The organism is Halalkalibacter oceani (assembly GCF_023715605.1).
GTDB lineage: Bacteria > Bacillota > Bacilli > Bacillales > Bacillaceae_D > Halalkalibacter > Halalkalibacter oceani.
The window spans coordinates 1-23,161 of record NZ_JAMBOL010000024.1; the positions used below are offsets into that span (position 1 = coordinate 1).

26 protein-coding genes are annotated in these 23,161 nt (G+C 46.9%); 24 read left to right on the forward strand and 2 right to left on the reverse strand.

Annotated features, from left to right (window positions below; translation table 11 throughout):
- Positions 1-150: 150 nt before the first annotated feature.
- The 18 genes from M3202_RS17775 to M3202_RS17860 all read left to right on the forward strand — a co-directional run bounded on the left by M3202_RS17775 (position 151) and on the right by M3202_RS17860 (position 16,839).
- The gene (locus tag M3202_RS17775; protein ID WP_251224600.1) at positions 151-954 is read left to right on the forward strand and encodes an HpcH/HpaI aldolase family protein; all 804 of its coding nucleotides are present in this window, start codon (positions 151-153) and stop codon (positions 952-954) included.
- A gap of 304 nt (positions 955-1,258) precedes the next feature.
- On the forward strand, positions 1,259-1,507 hold the full coding sequence (locus M3202_RS17780; protein WP_251224601.1) for a ferredoxin: 249 nt from the start codon (positions 1,259-1,261) through the stop codon (positions 1,505-1,507).
- Between the two features lie 45 nt (positions 1,508-1,552).
- Positions 1,553-3,274 (forward strand): FAD-binding protein, encoded by a 1,722-nt coding sequence (locus M3202_RS17785; RefSeq protein WP_251224602.1) that lies wholly within the window; start codon positions 1,553-1,555, stop codon positions 3,272-3,274.
- Between the two features lie 14 nt (positions 3,275-3,288).
- Positions 3,289-3,600: a 2Fe-2S iron-sulfur cluster-binding protein gene (locus M3202_RS17790; RefSeq protein ID WP_251224603.1), complete on the forward strand. Its 312-nt coding sequence runs from the start codon at positions 3,289-3,291 to the stop codon at positions 3,598-3,600.
- A 25-nt stretch (positions 3,601-3,625) separates the two neighbouring features.
- Positions 3,626-4,804, forward strand: a complete 1,179-nt coding sequence (locus M3202_RS17795; protein WP_251193851.1) for a M20 family metallopeptidase — start codon at positions 3,626-3,628, stop codon at positions 4,802-4,804.
- Between the two features lie 267 nt (positions 4,805-5,071).
- On the forward strand, positions 5,072-5,740 hold the full coding sequence (locus tag M3202_RS17800) for a GntR family transcriptional regulator (protein ID WP_251224604.1): 669 nt from the start codon (positions 5,072-5,074) through the stop codon (positions 5,738-5,740).
- A 75-nt stretch (positions 5,741-5,815) separates the two neighbouring features.
- Positions 5,816-6,877: a TRAP transporter substrate-binding protein gene (locus M3202_RS17805; protein WP_251224605.1), complete on the forward strand. Its 1,062-nt coding sequence runs from the start codon at positions 5,816-5,818 to the stop codon at positions 6,875-6,877.
- A 145-nt stretch (positions 6,878-7,022) separates the two neighbouring features.
- A complete protein-coding gene (locus tag M3202_RS17810) occupies positions 7,023-7,511 on the forward strand; it encodes a TRAP transporter small permease (RefSeq protein ID WP_251224606.1) in 489 nt (162 codons plus the stop codon).
- The gene (locus tag M3202_RS17815) at positions 7,501-8,787 is read left to right on the forward strand and encodes a TRAP transporter large permease (protein WP_251224607.1); all 1,287 of its coding nucleotides are present in this window, start codon (positions 7,501-7,503) and stop codon (positions 8,785-8,787) included. Before M3202_RS17810 ends, M3202_RS17815 begins: the two co-directional genes overlap by 11 nt.
- A 49-nt stretch (positions 8,788-8,836) precedes the next feature.
- Positions 8,837-10,303 (forward strand): amidohydrolase family protein, encoded by a 1,467-nt coding sequence (locus M3202_RS17820; protein WP_251224608.1) that lies wholly within the window; start codon positions 8,837-8,839, stop codon positions 10,301-10,303.
- Between the two features lie 11 nt (positions 10,304-10,314).
- Positions 10,315-11,127 (forward strand): XdhC family protein, encoded by an 813-nt coding sequence (locus M3202_RS17825; RefSeq protein ID WP_251224609.1) that lies wholly within the window; start codon positions 10,315-10,317, stop codon positions 11,125-11,127.
- Positions 11,120-11,440, forward strand: a complete 321-nt coding sequence (locus tag M3202_RS17830) for an XdhC family protein (RefSeq protein ID WP_251224610.1) — start codon at positions 11,120-11,122, stop codon at positions 11,438-11,440. The genes M3202_RS17825 and M3202_RS17830 overlap by 8 nt, the downstream gene beginning before the upstream one ends.
- A gap of 6 nt (positions 11,441-11,446) precedes the next feature.
- Positions 11,447-12,052, forward strand: a complete 606-nt coding sequence (locus M3202_RS17835) for a nucleotidyltransferase family protein (RefSeq protein WP_251224611.1) — start codon at positions 11,447-11,449, stop codon at positions 12,050-12,052.
- Positions 12,053-12,069: 17 nt separating this feature from the next.
- Positions 12,070-12,942, forward strand: a complete 873-nt coding sequence (locus tag M3202_RS22600; RefSeq protein WP_251224612.1) for an FAD binding domain-containing protein — start codon at positions 12,070-12,072, stop codon at positions 12,940-12,942.
- Positions 12,943-12,958: 16 nt separating this feature from the next.
- Positions 12,959-13,429, forward strand: coding sequence for a (2Fe-2S)-binding protein (locus M3202_RS17845; RefSeq protein ID WP_251224613.1), 471 nt, complete (start codon positions 12,959-12,961; stop codon positions 13,427-13,429).
- 1 nt (position 13,430) lies between these two features.
- Complete coding sequence (locus M3202_RS17850) at positions 13,431-15,740, forward strand: xanthine dehydrogenase family protein molybdopterin-binding subunit (protein ID WP_251224614.1); 2,310 nt, start codon at positions 13,431-13,433, stop codon at positions 15,738-15,740.
- A gap of 222 nt (positions 15,741-15,962) precedes the next feature.
- On the forward strand, positions 15,963-16,238 hold the full coding sequence (locus tag M3202_RS17855; RefSeq protein ID WP_251193863.1) for a holin: 276 nt from the start codon (positions 15,963-15,965) through the stop codon (positions 16,236-16,238).
- Positions 16,228-16,839: a peptidoglycan recognition protein family protein gene (locus tag M3202_RS17860; RefSeq protein ID WP_251224615.1), complete on the forward strand. Its 612-nt coding sequence runs from the start codon at positions 16,228-16,230 to the stop codon at positions 16,837-16,839. Before M3202_RS17855 ends, M3202_RS17860 begins: the two co-directional genes overlap by 11 nt.
- 175 nt (positions 16,840-17,014) lie before the next feature.
- Here M3202_RS17860 and M3202_RS17865 read toward each other — a convergent pair whose 3' ends face one another.
- Positions 17,015-17,251 carry a helix-turn-helix transcriptional regulator gene (locus tag M3202_RS17865; protein ID WP_251224616.1) on the reverse strand — a complete coding sequence of 79 codons (237 nt, stop codon included), beginning with the start codon at positions 17,249-17,251 and terminating at the stop codon, positions 17,015-17,017.
- Between the two features lie 183 nt (positions 17,252-17,434).
- Here M3202_RS17865 and M3202_RS17870 point away from each other — a divergent pair, with 183 nt between their 5' ends.
- Positions 17,435-17,758 carry an NIPSNAP family protein gene (locus M3202_RS17870; protein ID WP_251224617.1) on the forward strand — a complete coding sequence of 108 codons (324 nt, stop codon included), beginning with the start codon at positions 17,435-17,437 and terminating at the stop codon, positions 17,756-17,758.
- A gap of 311 nt (positions 17,759-18,069) precedes the next feature.
- Here the strand turns inward: M3202_RS17870 and sda are convergent, their stop codons facing one another.
- Positions 18,070-18,219, reverse strand: a complete 150-nt coding sequence (sda, locus tag M3202_RS17875; protein ID WP_251224618.1) for a sporulation histidine kinase inhibitor Sda — start codon at positions 18,217-18,219, stop codon at positions 18,070-18,072.
- A gap of 388 nt (positions 18,220-18,607) precedes the next feature.
- Between sda and M3202_RS17880 the strand changes: the two genes are divergently transcribed.
- The 5 genes from M3202_RS17880 (at position 18,608) to essB (ending at position 23,161) form a co-directional block, all read left to right on the forward strand.
- Positions 18,608-18,970, forward strand: a complete 363-nt coding sequence (locus M3202_RS17880; protein ID WP_251224619.1) for a hypothetical protein — start codon at positions 18,608-18,610, stop codon at positions 18,968-18,970.
- A 364-nt stretch (positions 18,971-19,334) separates the two neighbouring features.
- Positions 19,335-21,044 (forward strand): ABC transporter ATP-binding protein, encoded by a 1,710-nt coding sequence (locus M3202_RS17885; RefSeq protein ID WP_251224620.1) that lies wholly within the window; start codon positions 19,335-19,337, stop codon positions 21,042-21,044.
- A 278-nt stretch (positions 21,045-21,322) separates the two neighbouring features.
- On the forward strand, positions 21,323-21,616 hold the full coding sequence (locus M3202_RS17890) for a WXG100 family type VII secretion target (protein WP_251193870.1): 294 nt from the start codon (positions 21,323-21,325) through the stop codon (positions 21,614-21,616).
- 80 nt (positions 21,617-21,696) lie between these two features.
- On the forward strand, positions 21,697-21,936 hold the full coding sequence (gene yukD, locus M3202_RS17895) for an ESX secretion system protein YukD (RefSeq protein WP_251224639.1): 240 nt from the start codon (positions 21,697-21,699) through the stop codon (positions 21,934-21,936).
- 31 nt (positions 21,937-21,967) lie between these two features.
- Positions 21,968-23,161, forward strand: a complete 1,194-nt coding sequence (gene essB, locus M3202_RS17900) for a type VII secretion protein EssB (RefSeq protein ID WP_251224621.1) — start codon at positions 21,968-21,970, stop codon at positions 23,159-23,161.

The following is a 23,161-nucleotide window of genomic DNA, read 5'->3' on the forward strand; positions in this document are numbered from 1 at the left end:
AGGGATTTAGTGTCGGTGTGGTAACCTCACTATTGCCTAAATTTCAGGGGGTGGCAATTTTTTTGCTTATAAAGCCCTCTATCAAGGTATTTTATAACCTATTTCTTATAAAAGTTTTGACAATACGCTGAATGATAAGGGGGGATTTTAATGAAGAACAGGCTGGAAAAAAACCGGGTAAAGGAAACGATCAAGCGCGGAGACGTGTCGTTTGGTTTTTATGTAGCTACACCGTCTCCTACTATTGTTGAGTTGGCCGGGGTAGCAGGGATGGAATGGGTGAGAATCGACTGGGCACACTCTGCTGTTGATCTGCCGATGATTGAGAATATGATCAGAGCAGCTGAAAATTATAACATGGCTCCCTTCGTCCGACTTAATCTCGATGAGCAAAAAATATCGAGTGTGTTGGAGTTAGGCGCATTAGGAATTATTGTACCTGATATTGAAACGGCAGGTGATGCCAGAATGATCGTCAATGCAGCCAAATTTTCGCCCGTTGGGGAAAGAGGAATGTTTTCGGCGCCTAGAAAATCAGGCTATGGAGCGGTCGATGGTGCCAGTTTTAAAAAATGGACAAATGAAGAAGTGATGGTCGGTATTCAAATAGAAAATGTAAAAGCGATTGACCAGCTTGAGGATATTCTCGATGTTGACGGAATTGATATGGTGTTAAGCGGAAGAGGCGACCTTGCCAATGCGTTAGGGGTCCCTGGTCAAAGGAATCATCCAGATGTCCTGAGAGTAGAAGAAGAAATTTTTCAAATCGCAAGAAAAAAAGGTAAGGTGATCTCTCCGCAACTTGACCCGACAGCGACAGACTTTCAGACAAAAATCACAGACTGGAAGGAAAGGGGAGCACAAGTGATTTCTTTTGGGCATGATTTGCCAATTATCAAGCATGCACTGGAGCAAATCGTTCAACTTGCGCAGGCAGCAAAAGCGGTTCATTAACCGGCTCTCGCTTGCTTTTTCAGAGGTGTGCGAAAAGGAGAATAATCCTTTTTGCACACCTCTTTCTGTTGTTCACTTCTCTAACTGATCGCTGAAAAACACTGTGAGATAACTTCACGAAAAGACAGAAAAAACAGACATTAAGAAATATATTAAGAATATATCAGTGATATTCCACTTGATCGGGGAAAGGGTGGACAAGACCCTGACGGCGGTTTACTGCATGAAGGATAACTTGATCGGGGAAAGGTCCAGCCGTTGAACAGCACCTCTGTTTTTAACTAAACGCGAAGGAGAAGTGAGAATGGCCTACTATACGATTGTTGATCAAGAGACGTGTATTGCGTGCGGAGCCTGTGGGGCCTCTGCTCCGGATATTTATGATTACGATGATGAAGGGATCGCCTTTGTCATGCTCGATGAAAATCAGGGGACGGCCGTTGTTCCTGAGGAAGTAGAAGAGGACATGCATGATGCATTGGAAGGCTGTCCGACTGAATCAATCAAAATTGACAGCAGTCCATTTAATGGTGACGCATTGAAAAATGAATAAAGCTGAACAGGTAACATAAAAACGACTTTCAATTGAGGTGAGAGGATGTATTCAACAGATGTATTAGTAGTGGGGAGTGAGGCATCAGGGGCGCAGGCGGCGATTGCTGCTGCGGAGGCCGGTGCTTATGTAACCGTTGTGACAAAGGGCAAGGTCAATATGAGCGGGGCGACATTAACGGCCAGTGCTGATATTAATGTCGACAGCAAGACGGCAAAGGAGCTTGGACTTCCGGGAGATAGTGGAGATTCGGAGGAGCAGTTTTTTACAGATACGGTGATCGGCGGAAAGTATTTGAATAACCAAAAGCTTGTCGAGTCGATTGTCAGGAAGATTCCAACCGTGCTTAAAGGGTTGATGGATGATGGGCTGAAAGCGGAGAGCCTGATTCATACGCCGGGCCATGAGTATCCGCGCGGTGTGATCGTTAACGGCTTGAAGCTGACGAGGAAATTGGCACAGAAGATGCGAAAGCATGACAGGGTCACGATCATGGAGCAAATTATGGTGCTTGAGATTTTGAAAAAGGACGGCAAAGCCTGTGGCATCTACGGCTATGATCTTGCGAATGGAATGTTTATCACCATTCGGGCGAAAGCGGTCGTCCTGGCGACAGGCGGGGGAATGGCAGCTTTTCCGATTCGCACCGCTCCGGACGAGCTGACAGGAGATGGCTACATGATGGCCTGGCGGGCTGGCGCTGAACTGATTGATATGGAGATGCCGCAGTTTATGCCGGGTGTCTTGATCAACCCTCCTGCCTGGCGTGGAAATCAGTTTATTTATGAAATATCGTTCGGCAGCAAGCACGGCCTCGAAGGATGGCTGTTAAACAAATCGGGCATCCGCTTTATGAAAGATTGGGACCCTGAAAGGATGGAGAAAAGCACGCGCGACAAATTATCAATTGCGATTATGAATGAGGTCGTCGAAGGGCGGGGAACGCCGGACGGAGGCGTCTATTATTCAACCGCTCACCTGCCGAAAAATCTGATACGCAGATTTGCGGACTGGTACCCGTTCGTAACGAGCGACTGGACGTATGAAAAGCTGAACTTTAACGATTTGATGGAGGAGCTGCTCCGCGACAATGCGGTTGAGATCGGTGTCGGCTGTCATTTCTTCATGGGCGGTATCCGCATTAATGTCGACGGTGAAACCTCAGTGCCCGGCTTGTATGGAGCAGGCGAAGCGACGGGCGGATTTAACGGAGCGAACCGGATTTCGGGGAATGCCTTAACTGAAACGTTGGTGCAGGGCGGCGTTTCCGGGGCGGCAGCGGCTGCTTATGCGAAAGAGCACGAATTACTGGAAATCGAGACGGCCCAATTGGACGCCCTTCATGAAAAGCAGCAAGCTTATTTGAAACGCCAGGACGGGATGAATCCTTATGAACTCCGGCAGGAATTGGCCAAGCTCTCATGGAACAACATCGGCGTTGTACGTACGACGGAAAACTTACAAAGCGTCATTAAAGAACTGCGGACGATCCGAGAGGAAAAGCTGCCTCAATTAGTGACGAAGGATAAAACGCTTCATTATAATCGCGAGCTGCTTGAATGCATGCAGCTGGAAAATGTCGTATCCCTGCTTGAAGCGATTGCGCTAAGCGCGCTTGAACGTAAGGAAAGCCGTGGAGCCCATTATTTGAAGGATATTCCGGAAAGCAGAGAGGATCAGCTAAAAAACATTATCGTGCAAAACATCAATGGTGAAATGAAGATTAAGGACGTACCTCTTGTTGTGACAAGCATTCAACCTAACTAAGGGAGTGATCCAACGTGAAAGAAATTACAGTGTCCGTCCAAAGGCAACCGGCACCTGAGGCGGAAACCTACAATGAAACGTTTCAAGTTGAATTAAAAACAGGGATGAGCATATTAAATGTACTCGATGAAATCAGTACGACATGTGACTCTTCTTTGGCTTATGAAGCTTCGTGCCGGAGAGGGATTTGTTCCGTCTGTATGGTCAACGTAAACGGAAAAATCGTCAAATCGTGTATGGAGCTGGCATCGGGTGATCTCGAACTGAAAAATGGCTCGAAGTTCCCAATAAAGGATCTCGCCTTTGGCTCAAAAAAACGAAAATAACCGGCTGGTGACTGGAGGAAGAAAGATGACGAACATCAAGCAACAAATCGACGTGGAAGCATTGAAGGAACTGGCGCGCAAGCTCGTAAAACGACCGAGTCAGCAGACGGAGAAAATGGAATATGATCCTGAAATAAAGGGGTTTATCCGCGACTGTTTACTACCTGAACTAAAAGAGAGGGGCCTGACAAACGTCAAGCTGGATCAAATGGGAAATTTAATCTGCCGGATTGGCAGGCCGGATTCAGCCAAGAAGGTCCTGTTTTTAGGCTATGCGATGACGCATCCGGCTTCCTCGATGAACGAGCCGTTTGCCGGACAAGTTGTGATCGAGGGTGGTCAGGAATATTTGCGCGGCAGAGGCGTTTCCGAGCAAAAGGGCGCATTGGCGGCAATGATTGCAGCAGCCGAGTACGTAAACAAAAATCTTGAGGAGCTGGACGGCGAGCTGATTTTCGCGGTCAGTCTGGCCGGAGAAACGGGTCGTCATGACGCGATTGACAGCATTCGGAAGGAAATCGATTTAAAGGCGGATCTTGGCGTCGTCGGAATTGGAACGAACAGCGAGATTTGCCAGGGGAATAAAGGGCGGGTCGATATTCTGGTGAATGTGTACGGGAAGTCATGCCACAGCAGCACGCCATCGCTTGGGGTGAACGCGATTGAAGGTGCGATGGAGGTCGTCGGCAAGCTAAGGGAGATGCCGATTAAAGGGGAGCACCCGAAGCTTGGCAAAGCGACGTTAACATCGACATCGATCAAAAGTTTTCCTGACGCGACTCATACGATTCAAAATGAATGTCGGCTCGTGTTCGACCGCCGTTTACTGCCGGGAGATGATGTTGCGGCAATTGTGGGAGAAGTAGAACAGACAATTGCCGGGCATGAACCTTACAAAGTTGATGTCGTCCAAGGGCCTGTCACATTCCCGTCTGAGGTCAATGACGATTCGATTGTTTACAAGCAGTTAAGCGCAGCAATTAAAGCTGTGACCAATGAGGAAGCGACAGCTTTTTACTCGAACAGTGCGATTGATGCCGGTTATTTAAATAAATGGGACATTCCGAGCGTCATGTTCGGCCCGGGGAAGATGGAGTATTGGCATACCGACAACGAAATATTAGGGGTGGAAGAGCTGTGGAACAGTGCTGGTATTTATGCGCAGCTCGCCTACAATCATTTACGAAAAAAGTCATCGGTGTAGAAGAAGGCGATGGCGTTGAAAAGCTACCGATTTGAGTGAGAGGGGAGGGGACGAAACTGCTGATTTAAGGTAACGCCAAGCGCGAATAACATGTCATCATTAAAAACCGTGGCAGATAATGTGACACGGAGCAACTTAAATCTCGAAACACTAGTATATTATGATTATATCACTGATATATTGGTAGCTTTTGATAAAGTATCGCAATGTTTCAGGTGGCTATTTAAGGAGGCGAATAGAAAGAAAAGCAAAGGAGGGATGAATCGTATGAAAATGGAAAGCGAAATTGGCAAGAAGCCCCGCTCGGAGCATATTTACAATGAAATACGCAATGCGATTTTATATGGGTATCCGGGATATTTACCCGGGACACTATTGAATGAAAATAAGCTGGCAGATTACTTTGGCGTTAGTAAAACACCGGCGCGGGAAGCATTGAACCGGCTACGGAATGAGAATCTTGTAGAAGTCATCCCGTATAAAGGATATCTCGTTTCGAATCCGACGATTCAGGATCTTGTTGAGCAGTTTCAAATGAGATTAATTCTGGAAACAGCCGCTGTTGAGTTGGCCGTGCAACATGTTTCGGCGGTTCAGATTGAAGAACTGCGTGAGTTGACAAAGGAAGACAAGGTCTATTTTGCGGATGATTTCCGCTTGAACTTTCGTAAAGTAAACCTCGAATTTCATACGAAGGTCGCTCAAACAAGTGGAAACAGCTTGTTAACGAATTCTGTCAGACAAGTACTGGAATTGATGCAGCGGGCCTTGTTTCATAATTTTACAGAAGACGAGATGGAACTCCATCATCAAGAACACAGAGTGCTGATTCAAGCACTGGAAGAGCGGAACAAGGAGCTCGCCGTTAAAAGTATTCAGGAGCAGATTGAATTATCAAAGCAGAGGATTTTTAATTATCGCAATTATCAATCATAGATAAAGAGAATTGAGATTCGGGAGAATGTAGAAAGAACCTCTTAAACAACAAACACGTGATGGAGGGGATTTTACATGAAAAAATTAGTTGTACTTTTAACGATGATGGTACTTTTTGCTTTGACTGCGTGTGGGTCAGGTTCTACCGATACGGGGGCCGAAAGTGGCGGTGCTGCAGGAGAAACAAGTTCAGAAGGGGCAAGTTCGGAGGAAACGTTCACGATTAAAATTGGTCATGTGCTGGATGAAAATTATCATTATCAGGATGGGGCAAATCATTTTAAGGAACTTGTGGAAGAACGCTCTGACGGAAGGATCATTGTCGATGTTCATGCCAATTCAACATTAGGAAATGAGCGTGACATGCTTGAAGGGATGCAAATGGGCACGGTTGAAATGGGGATTATTTCTTCTGGGCCAATGGCTGGTTTTGTTCCGGAATTCGCCTTGCTTGATTTAGGATACTTATTTGATAGCAGCGAGATCGCTCAAGAGGTGTTAACAGGTCCAATTGGTGAGCAGCTTAATGAAAAAATGCTTGATGTTGGGATTCGTCGTTTGGCAACAATTGACGCCGGATTTAGAAATATTTATGCCAGCAAGCCGATTCAAACAGTTGAGGATCTGCAAGGATTAAAGATCCGTACACTTGAAACACCGGCTCACTTAGAATTATTTCAGGAATTAGGAGCAGCTCCGACACCAATGGCTTATTCAGAACTGTATACAGGGCTGCAGCAGGGTGTAGTCGATGCCGCTGAAAATGTGCCGGAAGCATTTTATAGCAGTCAGCATTTTGAAGTGTCCAAGGTATATTCTGAAACCCAGCATGTGTACTTAACGATGATGTATTTAATTAGCGAGGATTTTTATAATCAGCTGCCTGCTGACCTGCAGGAAATTGTGGCAGAAGCCGCTGCTGAAGCAGCTGAATATCATAATGGCGTGATTGCTGAGGTCAAAGCCGATATTTATCAGTCGTTGGAAGAAAGCGGCGTTGAAATTGTTCAGGTTGACGACTTGACACCATTTATTGAAGGAGCAAAAGCTTCATGGGTCAAGATTGCTGAATCCGTTCCAAATGGCGACGCATTGCTGGCTGATATTTTAGAGGCGACAGGAAACACATTAGAATAGGAGATCCTGGAAAAGGGACAGGGGAAAAGAGCTTCAAAGCAGCAGGGGAAGTCTGTTACACAGGAAGAACTGCTGCTGCCTGTTTCTTCTTGATTAAGGGCTTTTGCAACTGCCTTTCCGTGATCCTCCGAAAAAGAGGTGGCATATGATCGTCCGTATAAAAAGCGTCTATGATCGAGTCATAGATAGCATTGCTATCCTATTGCTTGTTGTTCTTACCTACGTTTCATTTCACCAAGTCATTACAAGATTCATTTTTTCCAATCCTCCTGCTTGGACAGAGGAGCTATCAAGATATTTGTTTGTTTGGGTTACCTTTCTCGGCGTGGCGATTGCCTTTCGTGTAGGGGCTCATTTAGGAGTTGACTATTTTGTCGGTTTATTGCCGAAAAAAGGCAGTCAGCTTCTTTTACTAATAGCGAGTATTTTCTTAATCGTGACACTTGCTGTCATTGGATACCAGGGATTTACTGCCAGTCAGGTTGTCAAAAGCCAGCTGTCACCCGTTTTGCGAGTACCGATGATTTATCCGTATTTAGCGATTCCGGTCGGGATGGTGCTGAGTATTATAGAAGTTTTATGGAACCTTTTCTATAAAGCTCCGCGGAAAGGGATGAGCCCTGATGGGAATTGAATGGCTACTTATCTTTCTCGGCATTTGCCTCATCATTAATATGCCGGTTGCTTTTGCCTTGACGGCATCCGTGACATTGTATCTGGCGTTAAATCCGAAGTATCCGCTTATTTTAGTCGCTCAGCAAATGTTTACTGGAATTGATAAATTCGTCTTTCTGGCGATTCCTTTTTTTATTCTGTCGGGGGTGATCATGCAAAAGGGCGGGATTTCCGACCGCTTAATTAAATTAAGCTCGCTTTTGCTTGACCGTCTGCTTGGCGGCTTCGCGATGTCAACCGCCCTTGCCTCGATGTTCTTCGCCTCACTGTCAGGCTCAGGTCCGGCAACGACGGCGGCGATCGGCGGAGCGATGTTGCCGACATTGGAAAAGAAAGGCTACGGCAAGGAGTGGTCAGTCGCCTATATTGCCGCAGCGGGAACGATGGGACCGATGATTCCGCCGAGCATCACCCTCGTCATCTTCGGGGCGATGGCCAGTACGTCGATCTCGGCGCTGTTTATCGCTGGAATATTGCCGGGTATGTTGATCGGTGTCGCGTTGATGGTGATGGCTTACTTTCGGGCAAAAAAGGTTGGAATTGAACCGGATAAGCGCAAGGTGACATCGGGTGAGCTCTTCAAAGCGTTTAAGAATGCGATTTGGGCTTTGCTCATGCCGGTGATCATCATTGGCGGAATTCTTGGCGGAATTTTCACCCCGACTGAGGCGGCAGTTGTTAGTGTTGTGTATGCGTTGGTCGTGTCACTGCTCATTTACCGTACGATTTCATTGCGCCATTTGCCTGAGATTTTCAAGCAGACTGTCTCGACCTCGGCTGTCATTATGATTCTGACGGCCAATGCCGCGGCCTTCGCCTGGGTGCTCGGAGCGGAGCAGGCGCCGCAGCAAATTTTGCAATTTTTATACTCAATAACAGAAAACAAATTTTTACTCCTGTTGATTATCAATTTATTTTTATTGCTGATTGGCTGTTTTATGGATACAACATCGGCGTTAATTATTACCGTGCCGACGCTGTTAACCGTCGCTTCAGCTCTTGATATTTCAGGTCTTCATCTTGGCTTGATCGTTGCGACCAATCTTTCATTGGGAATGGCTACACCGCCATTAGGGTTCACCTTGTTTACAGCCTGCTCGATTGGCAATGTCTCGATTACGAGAACGATTCGGCCGATTTTACCGATGATCGGTGTCATGTGCATCGTACTGTTACTCGTCACCTATTTTCCAGGGTTATTCCTATGGCTGCCTGAACTGTTCGTGAACATGTAAACCGGACTTCAAAGAAAAAACGAAAAAGACAACTGGGGGAGAGTATAACATGAAAACATTAATTGAACATGCGATGATTGTCACGATGAATGACTCACGTGAGGTTATCAAACAAGGTTATCTGCTTGTGGAACAAGACCGCATTAAAGAAATCGGCGCAGGAATGTATCAAGGTAACAGGGATGGAGTGGAAATCGTCAATGGGGATAACAACATCATCATTCCAGGTTTAATCAACGCCCATACCCATTCCTACGCCAACCTGGTAAAGGGCACGACGGAAAACATTCCGCTTGAGCTGTGGATGCTCTATATTATGGCCGAAGGGAAAAATATGACGAAAGAGGATTATGCGATCAATGCCGCTCTTGGCAGTATAGAGATGCTCAAGAGCGGGACGACAACCTTCCTCGATCATCTTGCGCAGGATACTGACGGGATGAAAACAGTTGCTGCTGAATATAAAAAGGCGGGAATTCGCGCTGTTCTGACGCCAATGTTTGGCGACCGGGCGTATGCCGACAGCTTGCCGGAAGCCCTTCAGATCGAGCTTGGGAAGGAGCCTCATGGACCGAAGGCAGTCGGTTCAGGCTGGCAGGATAATATCGCGATGGTCGAAAGCGTCATTCAAAACGTATCCGAGCCGGACAAGGGCATTACGGTTGCCGTTGGACCTTCGGGGCCGCAGCGCTGCAGTGATGAACTGCTCGTCGCCTCGATGGAATTAGCGCAAAAATATGAGCTGCCGTGGCATACGCATCTGCTTGAAACGAAGGCCCAGGAAGTGACAGGCTATGAGCGCTACGGTCATTCAATGGTGGAGCATCTTGAAAAGCTCGGCATTTTGAATGAGTCGGTCTCTTTTGCCCACGGCGTCTGGGTCAGTGACACCGATATTGAGCTGATCGCCAAGCGAGGATCGACGATCGTCCACAATCCGACGAGTAATTTATTGCTCGGAAGTGGAGTGCTGCCCCTTATTCCACTCAAGGAGGCCGGCGTCCATATCGGCATCGGCACGGATGGAGCGAACTGCTGCGGCTATCAATCGATGTTTGAATCAATGAAACTGGCGGCGATTCTCTCCAATACGTTCACTCCTGACTACAAGCGTTGGGTGAAGGCGGTTGATGTGCTTGAGATGGCGACGATCGGCAGTGCAAGAGCGGTCGGAATGTCTGACGAAATCGGTTCACTCGAAGCGGGTAAGAAAGCTGACTTCGTTCTATTAAATAAAGAGGTGAGCAACTTCGCTCCATTAAATGATTTAATTTGGCAGCTCGTATACGGACGGGCCGATATGGCGATCGACGCCGTTTACGTAAACGGCAAAAAGGTGGTCAGCGAACGGAAAGCGGTCGGCGTTGATGAAAAAGCGATCTTCAACAAAGCGATCGAAAATGGGGCCGACCTGCTACAGCGAAATCAAACTGAATTTGAAAAGATTAAAAACAAGGCACCTGACATCTATCATATGCTGATGAAGGTTGCTGAAATCCCAACAAAGCAAGCATAAAAGGTGATCGTATGGACATTTATCGTAAGCTGGCAGAAGCAATAGAACGGAAGGAAGGCGTGTCTCTTGTTACTATTATCGAGATTGCATCAGCAGAAGAGAGGCATCGTGAGCTGATCGGAAGGAAGCTGCTCGTTTGGATGAACGGTCAAACAGAAAGTGAATTTCCTCTTTTAGCGGAAGTGAAAACAGCCGTCTTACAATGTGTCAATGAAGCCTTTGCAAAGCGAAAATCAAAAACATATGTGATTGAAACGCGAGAGATGAGAATGGAATGCTATGTTGACGTTTTTCTCCCTCCGCTTCGTCTGATTATCGCCGGTGCCGGTCATGTGGCGGTGCCGATTGTCGAGATTGCCAAGCTTGTCGGCTTCGATGTCACCGTGATTGATGACCGGGCGGAGTATGCGATGAAAGAGAATTTTCCGGCGGCTGATGAAGTGATCTGTCAGCCTTTTCTCGACTTTTTTGCCGAGGCAAAGACGGACAAATCGACGTATGTGCTGCTTGTGACGCGCGGACATAAGCATGATGTAATGATCCTGCCGAGTCTGTTTGACAAGGAAGTCGCCTATATCGGGATGATTGGCAGCAAAAGAAGGATATCAGGCGTTTTTTCACAGTTGAAGCAGGAATATCCGAACGCTGATTTTGATCGGATTTATGCGCCGATTGGGCTTGATATTGGTGCCCAGACTCCGGAAGAAATCGCCGTCAGCATCATTGGAGAAGTTCTGAAGGTCAAAAATGAGAAATCAGGTATTTCACTACGTGAGAAAATTCCTTACTTTATTGCCAGAGAGGAAGAGGAACAACATGAATGAGCTTGGTTTTATTCAGCAGATTATGACATTACAGGATACGAATGAGCGAGCGGCGTTGGCGACCGTTATTCGGACGAAAGGCTCGACCCCACGAAAGGTCGGAGCGAAAATGCTGATTTTTCGCAATGGCAGCATTTCCGGTACGATTGGTGGCGGCTGTGGCGAAGGTGAAGTAATTGAGAAGGGGCTGGAAGTGATCGAAAGCGGAAGTCCGGTGAGGCACAAAGTCGATTTAACGAAAGGGCTTTTCTATGAGGATGGCGGGATTTGCGGCGGCATTCAGGAAATTTTTATCGAAGCGATCGGACGGTAAGGCAAAATGAATTCGGCTATTTTATTAGCTGCCGGACAATCCTCGCGGATGGGAAGCCTGAAGGCGCTGCTTCCATGGGGCGGCCGCACGTTACTGGAGAAGCAGCTGGACGAGCTGGTTCAATCAACGATTGATGAAGTCGTGGTGGTGCTTGGCTTTCAGGCCGATTTGCTAAAGCCGCTGATACTGGAAGCGACAAGAGACTTCGCAACGAAGCTGACCATTAAAATCAGGATCAATCGACATTATGAAGCAGGAAAAACAAGCTCGATCCGGCTTGGGATGAAGCATTTGGCAAAGGCAAGCGACAATGTCCTCATCATCGGTGTTGATCAGCCTGTGCGGGCAGTCACAATTAATACGTTGTTAAGCTCGCGGGCTGAGCTTGCGATTCCGGTCTATCAAGGGAGAAAAGGCCACCCCCCTCTTTTTGCCTCCTCCCTGTACAAGAAGCTTGAGGCGATCACTGAGGAAACGGAGGGGCTTCGTGCCGTGATCCGCCATCATCCGGGCTGTCAGCTTATTGAGGTCGGACAGCCTCAAATTTTGCTTAATTTAAACGAACAGTCGCAGTATGAACAAGCCATCGCCCGACAGCTGGATGGCTACTAATCAGGAGGAGATCACACGTGTTTATCAACGAGATTGAATATCATAACCCGACAAGCGTCGATGCACTTTTAGCCTGTCTTGACCAATATGGGGAGGATGGCAAGCTGTTGGCGGGAGGGACGGATTTAATTTTGCAAATGAAATTCAAGCGCTGGTCCCAGCAGCACATTATTAATGTCAAGAGCATACCTGAATTAAAAAAAATCGAAACATCCGATTCTTATTTGGAGATCGGCTGTAACACCACGTTAAGTGAGCTGCTTGATCATGATGGCGTGAAAAGCTTATATCCGGCTTTATGGCAGGCAATTTATGAGCTGGCTGACCGCCAAATTCGCAACCGCGGAACCTTGGTTGGAAATGTGTGCAACGCTTCTCCAGCTGCAGATGCAAATACGGCGCTGCTTATTTATCATTCGGAGGTGCATATTCAGTCTTCCGCGGACTCAAAGATCGTGCCGATTTCTGAATTTTGGCTCGGTCCAAGTAAGACGATTCTTAAGCCGAATGAATTTGTTCGCGCCATTAGGCTGCCACTTCCGGGAGAACGGGCCTTTTCTAGCTTTCAAAAGCTAGGGAGAACGTATGACGATATTGCGATTATTAACGCTGCGGTTAGTGTGGAGCTGGATGAAGCAGGTCAATGTACTGGAGCGCGAATTGCGATGGGGGCGGTTGGACCGACAACGCTCCAGGCACCGCTGGCGTCAGCTCACCTTCTCGGCAAGCGCTTAGACAAGACGGTGATAGAGGAAGCGGCCAAGATGGCCAGCGACGAGGCAAGTCCGATTACAGACGTGCGAGCTAGTGCCACTTATCGGAGAAAAATGGTCAGCGTTTTAGTCGCCCGGGCGTTACACGACATCGTGCTTCGATCAGAAGAAAACTAATGAGAGAGTGATCATAATGAAGGATATGAAAGTGAATGGAGAGTTCTATGAGCTGGCTGCTCCAGCGAACCGGACCTTGCTTGAATACGTAAGAAGGGATTTGCAGCTGACCGGTGGAAAAGAAAGCTGCGGTACCGGCGATTGCGGAAGCTGCTCGATGCTTGTTGATGGTGAGGTCGTCAAGTCCTGCCTCGTTTTGGCGGCCGAGTGTGAAAACAGTGAGATTACGACGGTGGAAGGATTGGCGTCAGAAGGGGCATTGCATCCGATTCAGGAAGCATTCGTCAAGCATTGGGGGACGCAATGCGGCTATTGCACACCGGGATTTGTCATGGCGACAAAGGCATTACTTGACCGTAATCCAAATCCGACTGAAGAAGAAATCAAGCATGAAACTGCAGGGAATTTATGCCGCTGTACGGGGTATGTAAAAATTATTGATGCCGTCAAGGAAGCTGCAGCCGTGCTACAGGAAAAGAGGGGTTAGCATGAAAAACGAGCCATTACAAGCGGAGAAGCATTGGCTGATCGGAAAGTCCGAACCGAAGATTGACGGGTACCAGAAAGTGACCGGTGACTTGCGCTATATTGATGATACGGTGCTGCCGGGGATGCTCTATGGGGCGATTTTACGAAGTCCGCACAGTCACGCGCGCATTCGCAAAATCGATACGGGCAAGGCGGAAGCATTAAAAGGCGTTCGCGCTGTCATTACGGCTGCTGATACGGAAAAGGTCAAGTTCAGCTTCAGACCGGAACAGGCAGACAACCTCGTGCTTTGTGATGAGTATGTGCGCTTTATCGGCGACGAAGTGGCGGCTGTTGCGGCCGAGACACCGGAAATTGCCGAACAGGCGCTTGAATTGATCGAAGTCGACTATGAAATGCTGCCGGCGGTGTATCACTATCAGGATGCCTTGAAGGAAGAGAGCGCTCGTGTTCATCAGGAAGCAGACAGCAATATTGCTCATGAGATGCATACGGAATATGGGGATGTGGAGGCGGCATTTGCCAAGGCCGCTTATATTTATGAGGATCATTTTGAGACGTCGAAGCAGGCGCATTGCTGCCTGGAAACAAGAGCGTGTATCGCTGAATTCGATCAGTCCGGCCGGTTAACGGTTCGCTCGCAAACACAGACTCCCCATACTTTGAGGAAGGAACTGGCGATGGTGCTTAATTTGCCGATCTCGCAAGTAAGAGTGATTCGGATGCCGGTAGGCGGCGGGTTTGGCAACCGGCTTGTGATGGATATGAAGGAGCCGATTGCTGCATTTTTGGCGAAAAAGACGAAAAAGCCTGTACGGATTTCGAATTCCCGGCAGGAGGAATTTATGACGGCACGGCCGCGCTACCCGTATCAGATTACATTGAAAACCGCGGTTACGAAAGAAGGGGAAATCATCGCCCGTCATTGCACGGCAACGGTCGATAACGGGGCTTATAATGATAAGGGACCAAATACGATGAGCTATTGTGAAAACGTGAATTCCTGCTTTTATCGAGTGCCAAATACGAAGTTTGACGGCTATATCGCCTATACGAACAATCAATATTGTACAGGGTTTCGCGGCTTCGGCAATCCGCAAATCACGTTTGCGATTGAATCACAAATGGATTTGATTGCTGATCGCTTAGGCATCGATCCCGCTCGCTTTAGACTGCTGAATGCCCATTCACGCGATGAAGTAACGAGCAGCGGGAAGATCATTGATACGGAATCAATGAGGGACACGCTGGAGGTGGCGATGGAAAAGGCGCGATGGCAGGAAAAGCGCGAGCTGTACGCAAAGCAGCCGGAGAATGCGACGAAGCGGCGGGGAATCGGTCTTGCCTGCATGCTGCAATCAGGAGGCGGCAGCCGCGGTTACGGCTTCAACTCGACGGAGGCCTTCGTGAAGATTTCAGAGGAAGGCCAGGTGACGATTATTACACCGGCGGTTGAAATCGGCCAGGGGCCGCAGACGGCGATGGCGCAAATTGCCGGCGAAGTGCTCGGAGTACCATCGCGCTCCATCCACATCATCGATCATGATACGGATATTATTCCGTTTGATTTAGGGACATGGGGCAGCCGGACAACCTTTGTCAACGGCATCGCCGTCCAGGAAGCGGCTGAACAGGCAAGAAACGAATTATTGGAGCTTGCCGGTAAGATGTTCGCTCTTCCTCCGGCTGATCTCATCTGCCGTGATGGAAAAATTGGCCCCGCCGATCAATGGGAGAAGGCGGTTGACTTCGCCGAGGTGACAAGATACGCCGCCTATACGGAAGGAAGGACGGTTTCCGGAAAAGGACGCTTCTTTGATCCGGAGGCGCCGAAATTCAAACGCGGGGAAGGCTCACATAACTTTCCGAATCTCGTTTACGGCTGTCAGATTGCCGAGGTGGAGGTCGATGTCGAAACCGGACAGGTGAAGGTCCTGAACATTGTCGCCGCTCATGATGTCGGTAAGGCGATCAATCCAAAAGCGGTTGAGGGTCAATTAGAAGGCGGTATTATTCAAGGCGTCGGTTACGCCCTGACAGAGGGTGTCGTTGAACAAGAGGGAAGAAACCGTAATCCGAGCTTTTTGGATTATAAAATTTTATCCAGCTCAGACATCCCGGAAATGGAGATCATCATTGTTGAGGATTTGGAAAATAAGGGGCCGTTTAAGGCGAAAGGCGTCGGCGAGCAGGGAATCGTCCCAACCGCTCCGGCCATTGCCAATGCGATTTCCAACGCGATTGGCGCCCGCATCTATGATTTACCGATGAAACCGGAAAAAATCCTGTCCGCACTCGGACAGCTATAAAAAGAGGGATAGCTCCGGAGCCCGACTTAAAAGGTTTGATTTCCCTTTTGAGTCGGGCTTTTCGCCGAATAAAGCCTTTGCCATTTGGCCATAGTGATCGGACAAAACATTTTCCTCGTTCCCTTCCTGATAATAAGACGAGCCTATTTCTGACGAAAAGAAGGATAAGCGCCGTTTCAAAAATCAGCTTTTTACATGTTATGTAGCAAGGAGCTGATGAAAATGGAAGCAGTCTTATTGTTTGCAACCGTCATTTCGCCAGTAATTTTAGCGCTGGTTGAATTGATCAAACGTTCCGTCTCTTTTCCGAAGAATTATGTTCCAGCAGTCGCTTTTGTCGTTGGCTTACTTGTTGGGGTGGTGTCCTATCCGTTCACGGATCTTTCATTAAGCTTAAGACTGTGGGCCGGCGGTCTGGCGGCATTGGCAGCAACAGGTTTGTTTGAGGTAGGGAATAACCGTGAAGGCATGACAAGGGGAATGGATGATGCAGATTAGGCAGGATTTCATTCCTGCTTCTAATCGTAATCGTCCAGGCACCCGGATTATCCCAACCCATCTCACCATTCATGAAACAGCGAACCGTTCAAGGGGAGCAGACGCGTTGACTCATGCCCGCTATGTCAAAGGGGAGGATGCGCAAAACCGTCAAGTCTCCTGGCATTACACCGTTGATGACCAGTATATTATTCAGCACTTACCTAATCATGAACTTGGATGGCACGCTGGTTCGGAAGGAAATCGTCAATCGCTTGGAATCGAGCTTTGTGTCAATAGTGACGGAGACTTTGAGCAAACCCAGCGCCATGCTCAATGGCTGATCGCCCGCTTAATGAGGGAGCTTTCGATTCCAATTGAACGGGTCGTAACTCATCAGCATTGGACAGGAAAAAATTGTCCGGCGATCTTGTTGCCGACATTTAATGAATTTAAAAGGGGGGTTCTTCAAGTGAGTAATCAAACACCAAGCTCATGGGCTGAAGCCTCATGGAATAAAGCGCTAGCCAAAGGAATCATGAATACAGGGCAAGGCCCCAAAGAACCATTGACCCGAGAACAGCTCGCCGTGATTCTCGACCGGCTTGGCAAATTGGATTAGGGGTTTTGGAAAGAGAGAGTGGAGTCAGTCAGGAAGAGGCAGGAACGGCTTACTCCCTAGCGATACGGTGGTTTTGTGCCGCGAAAAGTGAGCAGGAAGAACGGATTTCCTGCTCATTGATTTCCCTCCCTGTTGGAGATGAGTTTCACTTTTTCAGCAGCTTTGCATTCGTACTCTAGGAACTCTGTAAGTAGTCCGTTCCAGTTTGATCACATTTCTCCTCGTATTCCCATAAATCTTCGATGGAACAATCTAAATATTTCGCCAGCCTGAAGGCTTCTTCCAGCTTTGGATAGGCTGCTCCATTGACCCAGTTGCTAAAACGCTGCGCACTAATGTCTAATGTCTTAGTCACTTCATTTTGTCTTTTTTCTAATTCTGCCAATTTTATGCGGATTTTTGGTTTTAACATCCTGTTCCCTCCACTCAACAAAAAAATGTCCCTCTCCTTCAGTTTAGTATGTTCTATCTTGGTTCGCAATCTGCTCTACAAATATATCTAGAAAAATGTTATCGGAAAGAAGATTTTAGCAGGAAATGTGTTATAATAATTAGAAATAGTGTTTATGAAAGCGCTCTTATTGGAGGGAACCGAATGATTTATGAGTTGAGAATTTATACGATGCACGAAGGCAAAATGCAAGCTATTCATGATCGTTTTTCGCAAGCGACACTGGAAATCTTTGAAAAGCATGGGATGCGTGTAACTCAATTTTGGGAAGACATTGAACCGGAAAATAACCGGATTTTCTATGTAATGGAATTTCCAGATATGGAAACGCGTAATCAACAATTTGAAAAATTTCAGGCGGACCCGGAATGGCAGCGAGTAAAAGCCGATTCTGAAAAGGACGGCCCAATCGTCAAAAAACTGGAAAGTATTTTCTTGAAAAATGTGCCATACTTTACAGGAAAGTAATAAAGGGCTGTCGAATGAATGTCTAAAGGCGATGGAAGAACGATAGAGTTACATAAGGGGTGCTGATAAGGTGCTTTCTCGGCCACCCCTCTGCAAGAGAAAAAAAGATAACGCTTTTACGTCATCCTTTACCGCTGTAAAAACTTAAAACCGAAATATAGATTAACAGGAACTAATAATGTAAACAGATAGAAAAGTGAATCCCCGTAGACTGCGATAGATGCAAGTAGCCAAAAGAGGGCCATAATAAAAAAAATAATGCTCATAATTGGAAGTGATGATAACTTTCCCATGCTTACCCCCTTAAACGGCTAAATACAGATTTCTTCCGGTGCTTCAATTTGGATTTCTCTTCTTTCTAATTCTTTTCTGAGGATGGCAATGAAATCTGGGCTGAGGTTAAGTTCGACTGCTTTGTAGTAAGATTCGAGCATCAACGTATCATCAATGTGATCTAGCATTTTTTCCTCTCCTAATTCCTTATTTATTCCCTTTGTCTTAATGTTAACTGTTTTCCCCTCATTAATAAAGTCATTTCGTGATAAAAATTATCGACAAAATACCTAAAGATCCTGCAATTTTCCAGTTTTCTTCTACAAAATTAAGGAAAAGTACATATCGCCCTGACAATACGCAAAAAATCGGCGAACAGTGACTGAAATCGTTCGCAATAGGACGGGCAGCCTTTGACGAAAAAAGATAAAAATAAACAGACTCTGCCATTTGGGATTTTTGGGGAAGCAATTCATTCAAATGAAAAGAATGGTGCTCGAAAAGTAGTTGAGGTGTGAATCTTCTAGTAGCCGGGTAAAGGATAGCAAGACTTAGCTACTAAAGGAGAGATGCGACATGACACGGGAAACGTATTATGTAAGTGTCGATATGCCGATTCTTAGCATTAGTAAAACGAAAACACCTGAAAATGTGGTTCAGTATGAAATCAGGGCAACGGAACAGGAAAAAGATGAGCTTTATGCGCTGCTGGACGAGGTTGGCGATCACGACTTTGAGCCGCAGCAAGTGTTTGCCCGCCCATTTGATGAAAGAGCATCCGATGCTGAAAAGGATCAAACGCAAAAGGAGCTGCGTCAGGTATATGAAAGAATTTATCAGCTTGGCACGGCGGAAACGAGAAAGATTTTGGACAATCTCCGTCCGGTTGAGACGGCTGAGGAGAGAAACGAAATGTCACGGGAGAGAGATGGATTCTAGCCTCGTTTTTCTTTCGCGCGACCGGACTTAGTGCCGGTACGGGAGAGGCGGGCTTTCGATGTTCGATAAACCTCGCAAAACCTAAATAGAAGGCGACCTGCCTGCGGTATATGGTGAGAAAGGAAGAAAGCGGCTTTCCTCACGATGACAGGCAGCTGCTGCTTACCGTTTTGGAGTGTGCTGAGAGGGGAAAGATTCCTTTTTGGCACGCTCTTTCTTGTATAATATGATAGACTGCTTGAAAGTCAGCTAGATCTGCCATATAATTGATTATCATTATCACTATAGCAAATGAAGGATAGGCTCGCTTTCTAATTACTTTCGTCTGTATTGGCCCGCTTGCCTGTTTGAAGGAGTGTTACCGTTGTTAAAACGTTTTTTTTCCTATTATAAGCCTTACAAGTTTTTGTTCATTCTTGATTTTTCATGCGCTGTTTTTGTCGGGCTGCTGGAGCTGGCTTTTCCATTGGCGGTGAATCAGGTCATTGACCGGCTGCTTCCAAGTGGCGACTGGTCGATTATTTTATGGGCCTGCTTTGGTTTACTGCTCATTTATTTAATTAATACCGGCTTGCATTATGTGGTCACCTATTGGGGCCATATGCTCGGGATTAACATTGAAACCGATATGCGCCGCAAGCTGTTTGAGCATATGCAGAAGCTCTCTTTTGGCTACTATGATAATAACAAAACCGGCCATTCAATTTCCCGGCTGACAAAGGACCTGGAGGAGATTGGCGAGGTCGCCCACCACGGGCCTGAGGATGTCTTTGTCGCGGTGATGACGTTGATCGGCTCATTTGTGCTGATGATGACGATTAACTGGAAGCTTGCGCTGATTTCATTCATTGTCATTCCGCTTCTGACCTATTGCGCGATTTATTTCAATAAAAAGATGACGCGCACCTTTCGAAAGATGTTCCATGATGTCGCTGATATTAATGCGAGGGTAGAAGACAGCATCGGCGGAATCCGGGTAGTTCAGGCGTTTGCGAATGAAAAGCACGAGCAGCGTCAATTTGCGAAGAACAATCAGGAATATCGAAATACGAAACTGCAATCATACAAAATTATGGCGCAGAACATTACAGCCAATTATATGTTTATGAGAATCATCACTCTTTTCACACTGTTGTTCGGAACGTTTTTTGTTATTCGCGGAGAGCTGACGAATGGTGAATTTGTTGCTTTTATTCTATTGGCCAATATTCTTCTTGGACCAATTCAAAAGATTAACGCGGTGATTGAAAGTTATCCGAAAGGGATTGCCGGCTTTAAGCGTTACACGGAAATCCTTGATACGAAGCCGGATATAGAGGATGCGCCTGATGCTGTTGAGATGGAGCTTCAAGGCGATATTCGCTACCGCCATGTTTCCTTTGGCTATGAAGGATTGGAGCGGGTATTGAACGATATTAATCTGACTGTCAGAAAAGGCGAAACAGTAGCTTTCGTCGGTCCTTCTGGGGCGGGGAAGACGACTTTATGCAGCTTGCTGCCCCGCTTCTATGAGCTGCTGGAGGGCAGCATTGAAGTCGATGGCGTCGACATTCGCGATATTAAGCTGTCCTCGTTACGCAGCCAAATTGGGATTGTACAGCAGGATGTTTTCCTCTTCTCCGGTTCGATTAGAGAGAATATCGCGTACGGTAAGCTGGATGCAGCAGATGAAGAGATTCTTGAAGCAGCCCGCCGGGCACAGCTTGATGAGTTTATCCGCAGTCAGCCGCAGGGACTTGATACCGTTATCGGCGAACGAGGCGTCAAGCTTTCTGGCGGGCAGAAGCAGCGGCTGGCAATTGCGCGCATGTTTCTGAAAAACCCGCCGATTCTCATTCTTGATGAAGCAACTTCCGCCCTTGATACGGAGACGGAGGTGGCGATTCAAAAGTCCCTGGCCGAACTCGCTCAAGGGCGGACAACGTTAGTCATCGCCCACCGTTTGGCGACAATCAAAAATGCTGATCGCATTATCGTTGTGACGAAAAAGGGGATCGCCGAACAAGGAAGACATGAAGAGTTAATCGAAAAAGAAGGAATTTACAGTCGCCTTCATCAAGCTCAATTTGGGTGAAGAACAGGCATGCAGGCGAGTGAAAGACAGGAATCCAAGAGGTTATGTTAACCTTGAGGATTCCTTTTTTTGTCAGATGGGTTTGGGCACTAAGGCCTGGGCCGCTTACTTTTTTACTGGTTGTTTTTTCCTTTGTTTGTAGACCGGGGGCGAAACAAACGACGCCAAAGTTGTAGGGAATAGGAATGGATTTTGGTAAAAAAAAGAAAAGTTATTGTTTTCAAAAAATATCTCGCTTACGATAAAGAGCGAGAAAATGAACAAGGAGCTGATCGAATATGTCTGAAATTATTCGTTTAACACCATCAGAGCTGCGAGAGGTTGCGAGGCAGTATGATACAGAAAGCGGCAATGTCCACGATCTAATTAGTCGCCTGGACAGCATGAGCAGTCATTTGCAGGATGTATGGGAGGGGGCATCAAGCCAAGCCTTCGCTCAACAATATCAGGAGCTGCGCCCATCGTTTGATCGCATGGCGGTGCTGCTGAACGAAGTATCGATGCAGCTAGCAAACTCTGCACAAGTTCTTGAAGATACCGATCGTCAAATTGCCAGCCAAATCCGCGGTTAAATCAGTAGCATAACGAGCACAAAGAGCGCTGACAATCATCACTTGTTTTTGCGCTCTTTCTTTGTTTAGAGGTGAGGACGATATATATTCAGGTTACAATCGATTTGCGCCATTATGCGAATAAGCAGTTTGACCTTAGACTGTCAAACTATTATTCGATCAAAAAGGTGATTGAAATTGTGTGGCAGGTGGAACGAATCGCAGCCAATCCGAGAGAAGGCTACTGGGTACGCATTTCAAATAAAGAGAAGGTGTGTCATGGACTTGTCACACTTGAGGAAAGTGGAATTACAAACGGAGATAAGCTAGAAATTCTATAGCATTAACTGGACAAAGGGGTCACCTGAAAGAATGGAAGAAAAGAAGGACTCATACCTGGAAAGACAAACGGAAGCGATAATCACGAAGAAGCAGGAAGGCTATGTTTTTCAGTTTCAGAAAGCGAAGGTTAAGCTCAGCGATAAGTTGGAGATCAATATGCTTCAAGGGCTCAATGATCCGCTTCAGCGCACAATCACTGAGTCAGAAGACGTGGTGGAAGTCAACGTTGTTCCGCCAAAGGGGACATATTCGTTTCAACAGCTGAAGCGAAAATCACTTTATAGCCGTTGGCTCTTTGCCGACCAGCTGATTAAAGAACTTCAAAGCCGGCGGTTCGAACGGCTTACTATCGTTGTTTGTCCGGAAAATGTCATCATCGACAGCAGCTTCAAACCGAGCTTTCTCCATTACGGGGTAAAAGAAAGTTTACCTCCTTATTCAAAGGATCAGGAGAAGCTGTTTCTTGAGATGAAGGCGACGATAGCGGCCGCGGTCGATGATCGCTACTCATTCCATGAATATATACATTTTCATCAGACGCTGAAGCTGTCCGATATGACGAGGCAGCTCTTCGCAGCCAAAAACACAGAAGAACTTCAGGAAATCGTGCGAGCATCGATTCATGAATTGGAACAGAAAGAACAAAATCTTATTCATCTTCCGCGAACAAAATGGATGATTCAACGCTACAGTTTGTGGGGCCTCGTTATCCTTTTATTGCCAACGATATGCTATACGGTCTATTCTTTCTTCTTTATTCAACCGGAGCAGCAGGCGTATATCAAAAGTGGCGAGTATTTTCTCACAGCGAGATACAGCGATGTCATTGAGCAATTACGCTATTATGATCCTGACGATATGCCTTACGTGACGAAATATCAATTAGCGACAGCCTATGTTCAATATGAGGCACTAACGGGAGAGCAGAGAGCGAACATTCAAAATACGCTGACGCTGCAATCCGACCCTGCTTATTTTGACTACTGGATCTATGTAGGCAGGGGGGAAAACGAAGAGGCGGTTGATCTCGGAAGGTCGCTTGGAGACCGTGATCTCGTCATGTTTGGACTGCTGAAATATAGGGAGGATATTCGAGCGGATGACTCGTTATCAGGCCAGGAAAAAGAAGAAGAGCTCCAGTTGATCGAGCGGGAGCTGGAGGAGTACGTCCAGGAGCGTGAGCAGCAAAGTGAAGAAGCGGAAGAGCCAGGGAATGCGTCATAG